Consider the following 16469-nt stretch of genomic DNA (forward strand, 5'->3'; position numbering starts at 1 on the left):
TTAAAATCCTGCAGTTACTCCCATCGTGAAAGAACGTGTCATTGGATAAGCCAGATAGTTTTGCAATTCGGGATCCATCCCTTTATACTTCGTAATAACGAAAGGGTTCTGAACATTTAGCGATAACCTCAGGTTTTTCAGCACGTTTTGTTTGTCCAGTAACTTGTTGCTAAACCTGTAGCCCAGGGTAATGTCCCGGCAACGTATAAAATTGGCGTTTTCCAGCCAATAGTCAGATTCGCCTACTGCGGTGGCATAGGGATCAGGAAGTCCGCCAGGAAATGTTGCAGCGGTATTTGTTGGTGTCCATCTTTCTTTGGCTATGGCCAGCACATTCCATCCGAAAGTACCCAGTTGTGCATAAGTTCGAAATGCTTCCGCGTAATCTTTATTGATTTTCTTATGGATAAAACCATACATGTAAACGGAGAGGTCAAAATTGCGGTAAGTAAAGGTATTGTTAAAGCCAAAGCTATAACGCGGGCCATTATTTCCTACCAGTGTCTTATCTGCCGACGTAATTTTCCCGTCCGGCATTCCGGTCAGGTTTCCGTTTGCATCATAACCGTTGAGGTCTTTGATGATGACCCCACCAGGTAAAATACCCGGCATCCATGCAGGTGCAGGCCCATCGCCCCTGTAAATTCCATCAGAAACATAATTGTATAAGCCACTGTAAGGGCCCTGAATTTCCATATATTTTGCCAGTGTTTTCAAGACTTCCGGATTTCGTTCTACCCATGAATCGTAATAATGGGACAGGTTAAAAGCCGTATTCCAGGTCAGGCCATTTCCGGAGCCGCTGACTAAATTTTTGGTTTGAATGCTCAGGTCCCAGCCCCGGCTTCTCGTTTTTCCGGAGTTAAAAAACAGCTTTTCCACAGGAAAATCCGTTGCCAATGGGATTTCAGAGATGAGATTGCTCACCGTTCTGTTGAAATAATCAAATGAGCCACTGACCCGGTTATTAAAGAGGCCAAAATCTATTCCGGCATTCACGTCGGTTTGGGTTTCCCAGGTCAAATCATCATTACTCAACTGACTTAATACCACTCCCGGGTATTTTGAATCCCCAAATACATAAGAGGCATCTGGTCCGTAATAAGTAAAGGCGCTTCCTTTCAACTCACTATTTCCTGTGGTTCCATAACCTACCCGTAATTTGAGCAGGTTAAGGGAGGGAACAGATTTTTTAAGAAATGATTCTTCTGATACGATCCATGCGGCAGACACACCTGGAAAAGTACCGTATTTCTTGTTTTTTGCAAAGTTCGAAGCACCATCCCTCCTGATACTTGCAGTCAGGATATAGCGGTCGTCCAATTCATAAATTGCCCTGGCAAAAAAGGATTTCCAGATCTTTGTCGGACTCCGGGAGGAGCTCACCTGAGGTCTTTGTGCGGTTCCAAACCCAAGGTTATTAAACAGGAAATTATCTGTAGCAAAATGATCGTTCGAAGCGCTGAGGTCTTCAAAATCGGTCAATTGATAGGAATGACCGGCTACCGCAGTCAGCTTGCTCCGCTCTCCAAAATTACGGGTATAGTTCAATAAGGTTTCCATCAGCTTTGAGGTAGAAGTACTCTCTGCAATGGAAGCCTGACCACCTGCTCTTGCGCCATATAAAAAGGACTTTGGCAAATAGGTATATCTTTTAGCTCCCGACTGGTCATAGCTAAAGTTGGTTCTAACAGATAAGCCATTCAGAATGTTCCATTCGGCATATCCGTTGGTCAGCACCCGGTTACTTTTTGTAAAATCGGTGACTTCAAGAAAAGACGCGGGGTTAGGAGAATTCTGGTAATCCGGATTTATAGGATAAGTTCCATCAGCATTCCGTAAAGGCATATTAGCCGGATAATAAAATGCGGAGAGCACCATGCCGGAAGCTTCATTTGCGCCGTCTCCTATATTTGCATTGTTGGCTTTAGAACCTGAAACAATAATATTGACCCCAATCTTTACCTGATCGCTCAATGCCTGATCCAGGTTTAACCTGCCATTATATCTTTTAAAATCCGAATGTTTAAGTACGCCCTGCTGATTGAGGAAATTCCCGGAAGTAAAGTAGCGTGTCTTCCCTCCGTTTGGTGCTCCCGAGATGGAAAGGTTGTGCTGCTGGGTTAAACCATTCCGGGTGATCGCGTCAATGGCACTGGGCATTTCCTGCTGGGCATCGATTTGTTGTGCGGTATATTTAGGAACAAAAGCATTTACAGTAGATGGATCAACCGAACCATAGGGCGCTATTTTATTATCCAGCATCCATTTTTCCTTCAAAATATCATTCCGTACGGTCATATAGTCCTTTGTCCCCAGGACATCGTAAAACCTGATGTACTTCTGATAAGACTGACTGCCATTGTACTCTACTGCAGGTTTCTCTCCTTTTCCTCTTTTTGTGGTAATCAGTACCACACCACCACCTGCTCTTGCCCCATAGATCGCAGTAGCACTGGCATCTTTTAGAAAATCGATGGATTCAATATCATTGGGATTGATAAAGTTCAGCGGGGAACGGTCTATTCCTGATCCGCCATACCTCGTTTGCGACTTTGGCTCTCCCGCATTGTCGTTGACCACTACCCCATCCACCACATATAATGCTCCCGCAGAGGCAATTGGAGAAGGATTACTGCGGATCTTCACACTCACACCAGCTCCTGGCTGACCGCTCACCTGCAAAGCCGTGATTCCAGCTGCTCTGCCTGCCAATGCCTGTCCGATATTGGTGGCGGTAGCGGTATTCAATTCGGCGGTTTTCACCGAAGAAATCGCTCCCGTTACATTCTTACGTTTGACGGTACCATAGCCGATAACCACCAGTTCTGTCATCTCATTGCTCACCGGAATCAGGGAGATGTCTATCGTTTTCTGATCCGTATACTCCAGTTCTTTCGCGGCATATCCGATATAACTAAATACCAGAACATCTCCTTTACTCACACTCAGCTGGAATTTACCATTGTTATCTGTAATTGTACCATTATTGCTGCCTTTGATCTTCACACTGACGCCAGGCAAGGGCAATTTCTTTTCATCAAGAACGCTTCCGCTAATCTTTACAAACATGGAAGCGAAAGGAATTAGCGGCTGTTTTTCACGTTTAATCACAATAACATCATCAACAATGCTAAAGGCCAAAGATTTTCCCGCCAGCACTTGTTGCAATGCCTGTTCCAGCGTCACCCCTTTCAGGTCTACCGTCACTTTGCCTGCCGATCGTAATAATTTGGCATCATAAAAAGACTGGTACCCACTTTGGCTTTCAATACTTTTCAACAGGGAGGTTAAAGAGGCGTTCTTTTCTATAAGTGTAATCCGCTGTGAAAATACTTTTGCAGATACAGAAATACAGGTCACTGTTAATAAAATCAAGGTTAATTTCATCATCAGAAGGATTTGATAGGAGAAATACCTGCCGATAGGCAGGGCTTTCCCACATAAGTTTATTTGCATACTTTTGTACGGTTTTGGTTAGAAGATTAATCTGTTACAAGTTTTTGAGGTTAACCAGAATCTGCCTGTATCCAACGCTATTGGATGCAGCATCGCCAGGTCCTGACGCTATCAGGATCTGGTTTTTTATCTTATTACCATTGCGGTAAAAGTTAACCCGGACGGAGTTGGGTATTTATTCTTTCATACTTAAAATGGTTTGGCTGGTTAGGTGATATGTTTAGGTTAATTGATCATTTTGAGGATCAGGGTTTCAGCGTTAATGTCCTCCCTTCCAGCTTAAAATTGAGTCCGCCGTTTTCCATTACTTTCAAAACTTTGCTCAGGCTGGAACTTCTCTTAATCCTGCCTACGAACTCATGGTCTGCAATTCCCCCTTCGTAAACGATGGTCAGGTCATACCATCGGGCGATTTGCCGCATCAATTCCGGGAGATTCGCTTTGTCAAATACGAAATAGCCTTCTTTCCATGCAGTAACGGCAGTAACATCTACTGAAGCGATCTGAAAAGCATTATTTTTTTCTGAAAGCAGCCCCTGCTCACCCGGCTTCAGCAATGCAGTAAGCCCTTTACTATTCAGCTGCACTGCTCCTTCCAGTAAGGTTGTCTTTACATTTTTCTCCTCACTATAGGCCATTATATTGAAATGCGTTCCCAATACACGCACAGTCGTTCCTCCGGCTTCCACTATAAAAGGCATTTTTCTGTTTTTGGCCACTTCAAAATACCCTTCGCCCTGAAGTTCAACCCTTCGTTCTTTGCTTTTGAATACCGCCGGAAACCTCAGCGAAGAAGATGCGTTTAACCATGCTTTACTACCATCCGGCAGAATCAGCTGATATTGTCCGCCTTTAGGGGTAGAAATGACATTATAACTTACGGAGGTACTTTTTGAGCTTATTTCCTTGATCGCATAGATAATTTGTCCATCCGCAGTTTTGGTGATTTTTATCCCATCCTGCTCAGCGAGGAAGCCATCAGCAGCCGCATCAATATCAATGGTTTTTCCATTGCCAAGCGTTAGTTTAGCTTTATTACTTCCAGGCTTGATCTCCGTGTGCTTCACGATAGGTGAAGGCGATGGTTCCCTGGAAACAGGGCCTTTATAAAGTATCCAGACCAATCCGGAAATGAATAGAAGAGCGGCAGCAGCAGAAATCCAACGGCGTCGGAAGGGAAAGCGTACCACCCGGTTGCTCCGGATATTCCGGTTTAAAAAGAGGCGGTTGTCTTCGAGAGCGGCCTTAATTTCATCTGAATCCTCGCCCATCATTGAAGTATCCTTAATTTCTGCGGCTATTAAATCAGACAAAGGGCTATTCTCTCCATGCAAATAGAAGTGTTCCATCAGTTGCTGTACCTCCTCAGGTGTACATTGTCGCATTAGAAATTTTCGGTAAAGCTCCTCCAGATCGTTCATAGTTTTCGGCCCTTTTACTTTACTATACGATGGTAAAAGAAAAACTCTATGCCCGGTATTGATTTTTTTTAAAAACGAAAAGTTGATTTGGAGAAGACAGACAAGAGATGAACAAAGCCTAATAAGAGCAGGTCTGATTTTGAGCCCGCCATCTCTGTTTTGAGAAAACTCATCGCCTTAGCCATATGGTCTTTTATTGTACCTACGGAAACACCAAAATGCGCCGCAGCATTTTCATAGCTTTGGTGTTCCAGTTTGATGAACCGGAATACCAGCTGGCGCTGAGGGGGCAGTTTGTTGATGGCATTTTCCAGGATCTTGTGATTGTCTTTCAGCTCCATCAGGACCGTTATCGGATCATAAATCTCGGTCATAGAACGAACAAGCTGATCCTGCAGTTTCTTATCTCTGGCTGCTTTACGGTAAAAGTCTATCGCTGTATTTTTAGCAACACTGACCAGAAAAGCCTCAAAAGGAAGATCTGCATCCAGCTGATCCCGACGGTTCCAAATTTTCAAAAACACATCCTGATGAAGTTCTGCCGTGACCTCCGGAGAGTGAACCAGTCTTTTAAGTCCATAGTAAACTTTTCTCTGGTATTGACTGTAAAGCTCATTAAATGCAATCTGGTCTCCTAACTTCAGCCTTAACAGGATCTCTTTTTCTTTGTTGGCTGATGGCTCATGCATTGTATATCTCAGAAAGTTATTAGGTTATAGAAATCAAATATAGCTAATCCGAAAGTAATTATTTCCTTTTGGAGAACAGCGAAATTAAGATACATAAGCCTAAAATCATGCCGCTGAGGAAACCCAACAAAGCAAGAACAGGCATTCCGCCAAATTTAGGAGGTTTATCTGCTAAAATCAGGATTGCCGAACTGATCAGCAGACCGCCCATCATAATGGCCATCACCATTCTGTTCATTCCCCGCTGCATGGTTCTTTTAAAGCTTGGTAAACCCTGCACTTCCTGTTGGATTTTTAACTCCCCGTTATTCAGTTTACTCACTACAGACTGTACCTCGTCGGGCATGGTCTTTAAAGCTTCCGTCAGCGTTCTCAACAGTTTCAATCCGCTTTTCTTTAACTCTTCCGGGCTCAGTTTACGAAAGGCAATTTTTAGGATATACGGGCGCAGGCTCTCAATGATATTCAGATCGGGAACAAGGGCACGGCCAATTCCTTCGATAAGGACAATGCCACGAACCAGCAGATACAGGTGATCTGGCATCAATATCTCGTTGTTATTCAGGATCCCTGAGAACTTGCCCAGCACTTCTTTGATGTCCATTTCTTCCAGTGAGGCTCCGTCCAGCAGGTCGAAGAAGCCATGGATATCTTTTTCCAGCCGCGCTTCATCGGTCACATTGAAGCGGATCGCCATCTTTTTCATGATTGCAATTAAGCGCTTTGCATCCTGGGCCATGAAATAGGAGACAAAATCTTCCAGCATTTCTTTTTCGATCGGTGTGAGGCTGCCCATAGAACCGAAATCAATAAAGGCAATCTGTCCGTTTTTGAGCACCAGCAGGTTTCCCGGGTGCGGATCTGCATGGAAAAAGCCATGTTCCAGTACCTGGACCAGGTAAAGGTCCAGTCCTTTTCTGGCAATTGCAGCAGGCTCCAGTCCCATAGCAAGAAGTGCTTCCTTGTCGCTTATTTTAACCCCATCCAAAAACTCCATGCACAGAATGTTGTCATTGGAGAGCTCCGGATAAACCCGGGGCAGGTAAATAGAAGTATTGCCCTTAAAATTCCCTGAAAAGCGGTTGATATTGGCCAGTTCATTCAGAAAAGACAACTCCTGAACAATCGATTTTTCGAATGCCGCCAGGACTTCCACAAGATTGATCCTCCGGAATGCTTCGCTGTAACTGACCAGCAGCTTCGCGATATCCTTCATGATGAGCATATCTGAGGCCACCACCTCCCTGATTCCGGGACGTTTGATCTTTAAGATGACCTTCTGGCCATTTTTCAGCGTCGCCTGATACACCTGAGCAATGGAGGCAGAGGCAAAAGGTTCCGGTTCAATCTCTGCAAAGAACTCTTCAGGATCGATATCCAGGTCTGATTTCAGTAAAGCCGGGATATCCATTATTTTCACCTCTACATTGTCCTGCAACTTCCGGAGTTCCAGGATCATTTCCATAGGCAAAAGATCTTCTCTGCTGCTGAATGCCTGTCCGAATTTCACATAGGTAGGGCCCAGTTCTTCCAGTGCCATTCTGATGCGTTCGTAAACGCTGAGGGAAGAAATCTCTCCTTCCACCTGATTATTGGTATAATTGAGCAACTCTCCAAACCCGTATTTGGCCAGGATCCTGACCAGTGACACTGTTCTTTTGAGTTTTTTCTTTTGGTTTTCCATCATAGGTTTTGCCGCCTTTAGGTTTTCGTTTTGTCCATATCTACCATCTCCGGAGAGATGAAGATACTAAAACTCCCGACTGCTAAGCTTTCCGGATGAAATTCGTTATCCTGATCCTGCTTATTGCCGTTCCAAAATCAACGAACATGCATTCCTATAAATTGTGAGAACAGGAAGATATTTACGATCGTGTCTAACTCGTGTCTAATAAGCAGCAATTTCTGCGATCCGCATCAGCTCCCCATCATCACATTTAAGAACTAAATTCCTAATTTTGCCGCATGACGGAAAATGAATTTTTAGATTATTGTAAAAGTCAGGTTAATGGCCCATTGAAAGATGAGGACATCATTTTAATGTTAACTGCCTGGGGTGGGATCAAGCATTCTTTAGGCTACAATAAAGCATTGGACGATCATGGGATCAATGCAAATGAAGGTAGTCAGGACGAGGAACACCAAAAATAAAAAAGGGGCAGCATGTAAAATGCTGCCCCTTTTTCTTCTATAAAGTTCTTATTGAGCCAATGAGAAACTAATTGGAATATTATATCTTACACGAACGGCCCTTCCATTCTGAATCCCTGGGAGCCATTTCGGACTGCCCTTTAATACCCTCAATGCTTCCTCATCTGTACCGGCACCCAGTTTCCGTTCTACTTTAAGATCGGTCAGTACGCCATTTGTTTCAATAATAAAAGAAACAAATACCTTTCCCTGTACCCCGGTTTCCTGAGCAAGCGCCGGATATCTGATGGCTTTAGACAGGTAGTTATAAAATTTATCCATTCCTCCCGGAAAAACAGGCTGAACTTCCAGGTTTATAAAATCATGCACTGTATTATCTTCCGTAATTGCCTTTTGTTTTGGTCCCTCTCCAGGTGTAACTTTAATCACAAGCTCTCCTTCAGGATCACCATCTATCTTCTTTTGCCCTGGATTCGCTGTTACAAGATCCTTGATCATTACCGGATCAACATCAATGGGTTTGTCTACGACTATCGGAGGTGGAAACTTAACCTGGGCCTCCCTTGCTTTAGGCGGTTCAATTTTTGTTGGAATGGGGATTTCAGGATTTACAGCTGGTGGGGGTTGAATCGCCACGGTAACTTGTCTTTCCACAGGATCATCTATGGTATCTTTCCCGTTAATCAGACTAATGATTTTAGGAGATAAGAAAAACAGGATAAAAAGTGTTCCTGCCATAAGGAGTGCTTTAGCCGTATTTGAATTGCTTTGTCTGCGAAGCTGATAGGCCCCATAAGTTTTGTTTTTCTGATCAAATACTACATCAAGCCAGTCATTGCCAAATAAATCGATTTTCGAACCTAACATTGCTTTAAAATTTAGAAGTTAACACCATACTATAAAATCGCTTCCCGCTCATTTATAATATGGATGCCAGCTTCATCAGCTTTCCATAAGGTCAACGAATATTTCTTTATATTTTTTAAAATTCACTTTATTTACGCCTCTCCAGCCCGCCAGTGGCAGGATCACATCCGAGCGCGAGGAGCCTTTCATCTTCTTGCTGATCTCCCAAAGTTCTTTTTGAGTACTGAATTTATCGAAGGCAGGTTCGAAGTATTCATTCGGCAAAATACCGCATTCTGCCAGGGTTTGTAAAATACCGTACCGCTGGTACTTATCTGTTTTGGGCAATATTTTATTTTTAGCGATTCTTTTCTCCAACTGACCCGGTGTTTCCCCCTCTTCAGCCCCGTCAATAAAACTGAGCAGATCGGCTAATTTCTGATGATCACTTTCGGTGATTTCCGGTTGATCAAATTTCAGGGCTTCTTCTAACTCGACCAGGAAATGAAGCGGTAATTCATTCCAGGAATGCCCGGAATAATAACTGTACAGCTCTTCTGTTTTGTCCAGCGTTTCCTTTTTAGGCAGACCACAGATTTCACAGCTTTCATTTCCCTGGAATTTGTGCTCCGGCAAATGTTTCAGGTAAATAAAACTCATCAGTGTTTGCCTGCCCCTTACATTTTCACCGGTAATTCCTTTAAGGAACAATGCATTCACAAAAGGCAGATTTAACTTTTTATGATTTTTAAGGTTCATCAATCTTTGAAGGGCAGTATCGTGTTCAAAAACCTCAAACTGATTGGGGAGTAAATCGAGTATCTTCAAACCTTCCAATTCAGAATCAGTCAGCGTTTTCGGAATTTTATGCTCCCATCTATCTAACTTTTTCTTATAATCTGCATCCTGATCATATATCTTTTTAAGGATTTTAGCAATATTTTCTTTCATCTCTTTATTTTTTCAGGATCAGCATCCCTGACCATTAGCGTCTTTATGTCCTGGCATTTCCCTCATTTCATGAGGTCCTCAATTTCAAATTCCATAGCCTTTGGCATGCCCTTTAACCAGACCTCTCCCCTTACTGACGAACTTGATTTTATTTTAATCTGCTTGCGGGTCAGGCTAATCTTCTGCAACCACATCCGGAGCTGATCTTTCTCTGCCCTGCCGATTTCCGTCCGTTTTGTTTGCTGAGTAGTTTTATCTGTCAGGTTAAAAAACACAGGACATCCTTCTTCCATACTTCGCGACAAATAAGTAATCCTCAAAAGATGGCTATTGTTTTCAATTTCTTCAAATAGCAATTCCGTGTCCAGGCCCTTTTCCTCTATTTTACGGATTACGTTCTCTATCCCTGTTTTGTCCAGTTGATCAAGGTCTGCAATATCTTTTAATCCTGCTACGATCAGATCAAAAACACAACGCTCTTTTTGCTTCTCCGGAAGCTGCTGATAATGATCAAAGTCAATTACGGCAAGTCCGTAGACATACCAGTCTTCAATCGCAAAAGAGGCTTTTAATGCATCATCCATTGTCTTAGCGACCTGGATATATAAATGATGGTACTTCGGACATCTCAGTTCATTCCTTGTCAGCAGGTTCAGAAAAATTTCCGAATACTGGTAATCGTAAGGATAAAATGCTTTGTTGGGCAAGGCATTATAATACACCCGCAGGTCCCGGATGAGCTTATCTTTAGGGAGCTCCTGATGTTTTCTTTTTTCTCTTAATTCAAGGGCTTTTTTGATAAGGTCTTCCTGAATCTGTCCCTGCTGTTCGGCATTTATCGAATTCAGGAAACCGGAATTGATTTCTTCCCGGATTCCGTTTAAAACATCTTTAAAAACCTGATGGTCAAAAACATCATCTTTCTTGACTTTGGCAGCAATCATTCCTCCTGCGATCAGGAACTTATCGATCAGTATTCTTCCAATATCAGTTTCACTGATGTTTTTATATTGATGCTCAATGTCAAATTTATGCTTATAATTCTTCTGTTTGTCTTTATCAAAATATTCTGAGAACTCAGGGGCCTGCAGGGTAATGTCGACATTTTTATTCCTTCTGTCCAGCCGGGAAATTGGAAATTTGTCGTAGTAAGTTTTAAAAGTCTTTTCTATACCCAGCACCCCCGGAAGCACATACATTGGCGGATAAGCAAGTGTCAGCCGAAGTGCATCAAAGGAAGACTTAAAACCAGCCGTTTTTAATCTGCCTTCAATAAGCCGGTTCAGGTGATAAAGATTGCGTTCCAGTCCTCCGTACCTTCCGGCTGTATTTTGCGATAAATAGATCTTCATTGTTTTTTATCTTTCAAATAAAGGGATACTGGTTAAATATAGCTGAAAGTTCAGTCAATTAAAATGAGCAAGTTTCGGATTTCATCCTGCATTTAAATTCCTCACCTTTATGATCTGGTTGCCCCTTCGATGAAATAAACCGGATTTTTGAGCAGATGAAGATGATAAAAAACAATGATATACCGATGAAACCATCATGATCTTACAGATCACACAACGAAATGAACCTTGCTTGCGAGCTCATGAATACAATAAAAGCAATAGATCTTAATGAATAATAACAAGATCATGATCGCTTCATAACCGATAAAAAACAAATATATACTGATGAAAATAGAGAATTGCAACACCGCCGATATCCCTGAAATATTCAGACTTTACCGCATCGCCTCCGCTTATCAGCGTTCAAAAGAAACGGTTGTGGTATGGCCGGAATTTGAGCAGGAGCTTGTGGAAACTGAAATAGCTGAAAACAGGCAATGGAAACTGATTATTGAGGATCAGATAGCCTGTATCTGGGCAACCACCTTTAGTGACGAACAAATCTGGGGGAAGCGAAACAGCGATGCCGCTGTTTACATTCATAGAATTGCCACCAATCCTGATTTCAGGGGAAAGAACTTTATTGAAATTATTGTGGCTTGGGCTAAAGCTTATGCCAAAGAAAACGATAAAGATTTTGTCCGGCTGGATACCCTGGGGAACAACTCAAAACTCATTGCCCATTACTGCAATTCCGGTTTTAACTTCCTTGGCATGTTTGATCTGGAAGACACTCAGGGCCTTCCTGACCATTACCACAATACCCCTGCCTGTCTGTTTGAGATTAAACTATAACCTCATTCTTCGTTTAGCGGGCAGCGACATTTGCAGCTTTGTGTTCCAGCATTGTCTTGACCAGCATCATCAGCAATGCGCCTCCCGCAAAAATCAGCATCACCAGCGGCGTACTTTGTACGCCTTTGGTGGCGATGGACAGGCCGCCGATCATCGTCCCCACGGAGATGCCCAGATTGCCAAAAGAGATGGAAATGCTATTGGCAAATTCCGGTGCTTCAGTTGCGGTTTCTATCATATAGGCCTGGGAAGTTAAAAAACATGGTGTTTGCAGGAAACCCCATACGGCAATGATGAGTACCGTTAAAATGGACATTGGACCGGAGAAATAAAGGCAAACTGCGATCGCCATAAGACCAGACAGAAAAATCAGGGTAGTCCGGCTGATGTTATTTGTCAGCATCTTTCCTGCAATGAAATTCCCTGCAATTCCGGTTAAGCCGAATAGGAGCAGCATAAGGCTGATTGTTTTTTCATCCATCCCGTTTACCTTGCTCAGGTAATCGGCAAAATAGCTATATGTACTAAAAATAGCACCGATCATCAGAAATGAGCATAAAGCACTGGCAAGAAAGACCGGCTTTTTCAGGATCATGAGTTGTGAGCAGTAGGATTTCTTTTCCGCCACAGGCAGGGATGGCAGGAGCAGCAGGATTAAAATCAACACCATCAGACTAATTCCGGCCTGTAAGACAAAAGAAGCCTGCCAGTTGTTGAAAGCGCCGGCGAGATAGGTCGCAAAAGGAACTGTGGTAATCGTGGCAATCCCTATTCCACCAATTACTATAGCCATCATTTGATGCGCTTCCTTTTGACCGGCATTGCTGGTTGCCGCAGCTACCGCGGTAGAAACCAATACCGGATGCAGAAAAGCCGGCAGCACCCTGACCGTCATCAGCAACCAAAAAGGAGGTGCCATTGCAGAAACGATGCCTGTAAGGAGAAAGATGGCCATGGTTGTTGCCATTAAGGTCTTCCGGTTAAAACCGGAAGCAAACATCGTCATAAAAGGTCCGGCCAGGGCCACCACCATTGCATAAGCACTCAGCAGCATTCCTGCCTGATCAATGCTGATCTGGTAATGAGCGGCGATTTGCGGGAGTATTCCTATCACCCCAAATTCTGTGGTGATCATTCCGATCAGGCTGAGACAGCCCAGGTAAGCAATTTTATTTTTCATAGCAATCCATGCCAAACCACCTAAGTGGAATGATTATTCCGTTTTTACGTTAAAAATTTAGTGTTAGCTTCTTATGGCATCCCAGGCGGCCTGAATGTAGTTATCGATGCTTTCCTCCTGCAGGCAGATGTAATTACTATGGTGTAATTTAACAAGCGAAACCAGGGAACCGCTTGTAAATCCGATCCATTCTTTCACATTTCCATCCTTTATGATCTGCTGCTTCTGACCATCCAAATACACGGAGTCAAGCACGCTGACGTACAAACTTCCTTCGTGCTTTGCTTTTGGATCTATTGCCGGAGAATAATAGAACTGCTCCAGGAACATAAAATCCATAGGCTCAGCTATAAAATAACCGATCATCTTTTTCCACAACCAGATAAAACGCTGTTTGACGGGTAAAGAAGGGTCATAACCTTCCGTGATGATCGCAGATTCCCTGTCCTTTAAATAAAAATACAATTCACTGATCAGCGTTTCTTTATTCGGAAAGTGGTTATAGATGGCCCCCATACCCGTATCAGCGGCTTTCGCAATTTCAGACATCGGTGTAGACTCAATTCCCTTTTCAACAATTAATTTCAATGTTGCTTTTAAGATCTGTTCCTTTTTATTCATCCTGTGATGCTTTATTCTTCTTTAGGCTACAAACCTACAGAAATGGAATAAACATTCCAAACGAATAAAGAGATATACAGTTGCAACTATTCCGGTTGCGGGCTCAGCATAAAAAAGAAACATAAAGAAAGGGGAAAGAAAGAAATAGCAACGGGCAAGCAATAATCAGTTGCTCACCCGTATACTTAAATTAACTAAACTTAATTCATCCCTGATTAAATTCAGAACTAAATTTACAACATCGTTTCAAGAAAAAGTGTTAAATAGTGTTAAAAAAGATGAATTATTTATTCATGACCCTCAAAAAGAACAATCCACCAATGAAATACAGGCCAATATCGATGGGATCTCCGGTATAGCGATCCATAAAAAAGGGGAAGATCATTTCAAACGAACAGCTAAACAAAAGCACCATAGAAAGCACCTGCATGGGGCTTAGAACAAAGTTTCTCTGATTTAAGACCCAACGCATAAACCACAATCCCAGGGTCCCGGCAATAGGAATGGCCAGTAGGTCACTTAAGTAAAACTGAATCAGGTCTGGAAAAATATGTCCTGATTTATTCATGGAATAAATAAACAGCCAAATGATCAAAAAGGACAGGAACCACTTAAAAGGACTCATTTTGATCAGGCAGCAAACAGGACAACAACAGCAATCACACTGAGTATAAAACCGATAAAGATCAGTGAAACATAACCGGACAACTTTCTGAGGAAGGGATTTTGTTGGTCCAATAGCGCCTGCGCTGCTTCGGCCTCGATTCTACGCTGCGTTTCCAAAGCCTGCAGGCGGTTAATTTCTTCTTTTTCCAGCAATTCATTACAATGGAGGCAACAATCATACAAACCGCCTTGCCATTCCGTCCATTGTTTACAGTGCGGACATTTCGTTTCCCGTTTTGCCATCAGCATTTTCTTTTTATTTTTCAGAAGCGAGCTTCGATACTGCACAAAAGTAGACAGGTATCTTTAGGAATAGAAGAGCGATATATCGGACAATCTGGTCGAAAACACGGATTATTCTTCAGATAACATTAGCAATTGATAATCTGAGCTTACATACTGATATTTGTCTGGTAGTTTTATCGCATTTAACGACAGAGTCCTTCAATCTTAATCAAGCCGGGAAGTATTGAAAATAAAACAAGCCATTAGAGAATTTAGCCTCACAGAGGCAGTAAAATTAGTATCGGATGAACATCAGACGGTAACTGATTATTACATTGCCTCCTTCCTCCCTCCGATGCAGATGAACGCCTTTCCGCACCGTGCAACCTATTTCGGACTTGGGCTTTGCCGGCGAGGGACCGTTCAGCTCACTGCAGACCTGGACAATTATCAGGTTTCCTCAGATCAGCTGATCGTCATGGGCCCGGAAGTCATTAGAAAATGGGAAGGACAGTCTGCAGACTATACAGAAGAAACTTTGTGTTTTACCGCTTCTTTCTTCCTGGAAACCGGGGCAAACCTGGCCTCATTTAAGGGGATCCGCTTTTTTCAAAATAAAGCTTCGAAGGTCATTCCACTGGACGCAGAAGATGCAGCACTGATATGGAAGCTTTTGCAGGACATCAAACAGCTGAATGAGAGCAGCAGTGGACGTAAAGAGGTAATGGTTAGGAGTTATATCAATATTCTCCTGAATCAAACAGCAGATTTATACGACAAATATGAACCCCAGCAGCTCCTCTGCTCAGGTTCACAGCCGGTTATCCTGATTGAGTTTAAAAAGCTCCTGATAGAAAATTACCTGCAGCTGCGCAGCGTTAAAGGTTATGCCGATTTGCTCAACGTAACTGCCAAGCATTTGAGTGAAACCATAAAAGAAAATACCGGAAAAACTGCCGGAGCATGGATTCATGACATTGTGATTCTGGAAGCCAAAGTGAGGCTGAAACAAACCACGCTTACGATAGCGCAAATCTCCGACTCATTAAATTTCAGCGACCCTTCGCTATTTGGCAAATATTTCAGACGCTATTCCGGGTATGCTCCGGCAACTTATCGGAAGCATGTATCTACAGGACTATAAAAGATGGGATTTATCAGCAGCTCATACAACATACGATTACTCAAAATGACATTCAAAAACAATCTGTTCACCCTGGTAATTTCAGGCTTATTTATCCTGTCTTTTTCTTCTTGTGTTTCCAGGCTCGCAAGACCTGAAATTCGTGGGATCATCATGGATTACCATCGCAATCCGGTAGCCGACTGTAAGGTCGGAGAAACGATTACGGCAAAAGACGGGTCCTTTTCCCTGCCAGAACGGCGATACCGCAAATTCCTGCTTTCAGAAATGTTCATGATGGAAGCGCCTCCTTTAATGGTCATGGAAAGAATTGAAAAAGAAGGTTTTGAACCTGATGACATCTATCTGTTCAACCGCTATGGCGGAGGAATTTCCAGGGGTGCAAAACACCATATCGATACACTTTTCCTCAAAAGGGCAGATCAGCAGTTTGACATCGCTGCTTTGCTAAAAGATAAAACATGGAATGCAGGGCTTACTAAAAATGCGGATACGCTTTACCTGATCAGGACTGATTTTAATACCCATTGCAAGACCAGGAAATGCCAGATATTTTACGACAAATACAACGAACTAACCGACAGCTATTCCCTCAGCACAAGCGCCCGTAACCTTCCGGAAACGATAACGCGCAGATCCGTTAACCTGACCTTTAAATCCGATCAGACTTTCGACTATAAACAGGTACAGAACTATAGAGATGGTCATAAATCCCCGCTAAATAACAAAGGAATTGACAGCCTTCAGGCCAGCGGAAAATGGAAAGTTAACGACAACAAGATCCTGCAGCTGGAGCTGCAAAAGCCGGCAATAGCAAGTCAGTACAGACTGGCCGAAATTGAGGATTACAAACTCATGCTGATCAAGTCAGGCATTTGATGTTGCTTAAACAGTTGTCAATACGGTACCAGGGGTTTTCCTCTGGTC

At 42.9% G+C, this 16469-nt stretch carries 15 protein-coding genes; 4 read left to right on the forward strand and 11 right to left on the reverse strand.

The genetic code is table 11. The features are described from left to right. The 4 genes from DBR43_RS07330 to DBR43_RS07345 form a co-directional block, all read right to left on the reverse strand. Positions 1-3459, reverse strand: a complete 3459-nt coding sequence (locus DBR43_RS07330) for a TonB-dependent receptor (protein ID WP_124579306.1) — start codon at positions 3457-3459, stop codon at positions 1-3. A 245-nt stretch (positions 3460-3704) separates the two neighbouring features. Next, positions 3705-4880, reverse strand: coding sequence for a FecR family protein (locus tag DBR43_RS07335; RefSeq protein ID WP_124579308.1), 1176 nt, complete (start codon positions 4878-4880; stop codon positions 3705-3707). Between the two features lie 68 nt (positions 4881-4948). Next, positions 4949-5569, reverse strand: coding sequence for an RNA polymerase sigma factor (locus tag DBR43_RS07340; RefSeq protein WP_124579310.1), 621 nt, complete (start codon positions 5567-5569; stop codon positions 4949-4951). 58 nt (positions 5570-5627) lie between these two features. Then, positions 5628-7256: an ABC1 kinase family protein gene (locus tag DBR43_RS07345; RefSeq protein ID WP_124579312.1), complete on the reverse strand. Its 1629-nt coding sequence runs from the start codon at positions 7254-7256 to the stop codon at positions 5628-5630. Positions 7257-7534: 278 nt separating this feature from the next. On the opposite strand from DBR43_RS07345, the gene DBR43_RS07350 reads away from it, so the two are divergent. After that, positions 7535-7720 carry a hypothetical protein gene (locus DBR43_RS07350; protein ID WP_124579314.1) on the forward strand — a complete coding sequence of 62 codons (186 nt, stop codon included), beginning with the start codon at positions 7535-7537 and terminating at the stop codon, positions 7718-7720. Positions 7721-7768: 48 nt separating this feature from the next. Here DBR43_RS07350 and DBR43_RS07355 read toward each other — a convergent pair whose 3' ends face one another. From DBR43_RS07355 to DBR43_RS07365, 3 genes are all read right to left on the reverse strand, one after another. Beyond that, entirely contained in the window at positions 7769-8587 is an 819-nt protein-coding gene (locus tag DBR43_RS07355) for an energy transducer TonB (protein WP_124579316.1), read from the reverse strand. Positions 8588-8662: 75 nt separating this feature from the next. Further along, entirely contained in the window at positions 8663-9517 is an 855-nt protein-coding gene (locus DBR43_RS07360; RefSeq protein WP_124579318.1) for a hypothetical protein, read from the reverse strand. A gap of 62 nt (positions 9518-9579) precedes the next feature. Beyond that, positions 9580-10869, reverse strand: a complete 1290-nt coding sequence (locus DBR43_RS07365) for a hypothetical protein (protein ID WP_124579321.1) — start codon at positions 10867-10869, stop codon at positions 9580-9582. Between the two features lie 327 nt (positions 10870-11196). Between DBR43_RS07365 and DBR43_RS07370 the strand changes: the two genes are divergently transcribed. Continuing rightward, positions 11197-11706: a GNAT family N-acetyltransferase gene (locus DBR43_RS07370; RefSeq protein ID WP_124579323.1), complete on the forward strand. Its 510-nt coding sequence runs from the start codon at positions 11197-11199 to the stop codon at positions 11704-11706. 13 nt (positions 11707-11719) lie between these two features. Here DBR43_RS07370 and DBR43_RS07375 read toward each other — a convergent pair whose 3' ends face one another. The 4 genes from DBR43_RS07375 to DBR43_RS07390 all read right to left on the reverse strand — a co-directional run bounded on the left by DBR43_RS07375 (position 11720) and on the right by DBR43_RS07390 (position 14416). Continuing rightward, the gene (locus DBR43_RS07375; RefSeq protein ID WP_124579325.1) at positions 11720-12886 is read right to left on the reverse strand and encodes an MFS transporter; all 1167 of its coding nucleotides are present in this window, start codon (positions 12884-12886) and stop codon (positions 11720-11722) included. 63 nt (positions 12887-12949) lie between these two features. Beyond that, a complete protein-coding gene (locus DBR43_RS07380; RefSeq protein WP_124579327.1) occupies positions 12950-13507 on the reverse strand; it encodes a TetR/AcrR family transcriptional regulator in 558 nt (185 codons plus the stop codon). 283 nt (positions 13508-13790) lie between these two features. After that, positions 13791-14075 (reverse strand): hypothetical protein, encoded by a 285-nt coding sequence (locus tag DBR43_RS07385; protein ID WP_124579329.1) that lies wholly within the window; start codon positions 14073-14075, stop codon positions 13791-13793. Between the two features lie 62 nt (positions 14076-14137). After that, positions 14138-14416 carry a hypothetical protein gene (locus DBR43_RS07390; protein ID WP_124579331.1) on the reverse strand — a complete coding sequence of 93 codons (279 nt, stop codon included), beginning with the start codon at positions 14414-14416 and terminating at the stop codon, positions 14138-14140. Positions 14417-14642: 226 nt separating this feature from the next. On the opposite strand from DBR43_RS07390, the gene DBR43_RS07395 reads away from it, so the two are divergent. Continuing rightward, a complete protein-coding gene (locus DBR43_RS07395) occupies positions 14643-15542 on the forward strand; it encodes a helix-turn-helix domain-containing protein (RefSeq protein ID WP_124579333.1) in 900 nt (299 codons plus the stop codon). Positions 15543-15587: 45 nt separating this feature from the next. Further along, positions 15588-16421: a hypothetical protein gene (locus tag DBR43_RS33180; RefSeq protein WP_199756976.1), complete on the forward strand. Its 834-nt coding sequence runs from the start codon at positions 15588-15590 to the stop codon at positions 16419-16421. Positions 16422-16469 lie beyond the last annotated feature (48 nt).

The organism is Pedobacter sp. KBW06, from assembly GCF_003852525.1.
Taxonomy (GTDB): Bacteria; Bacteroidota; Bacteroidia; order Sphingobacteriales; family Sphingobacteriaceae; genus Pedobacter.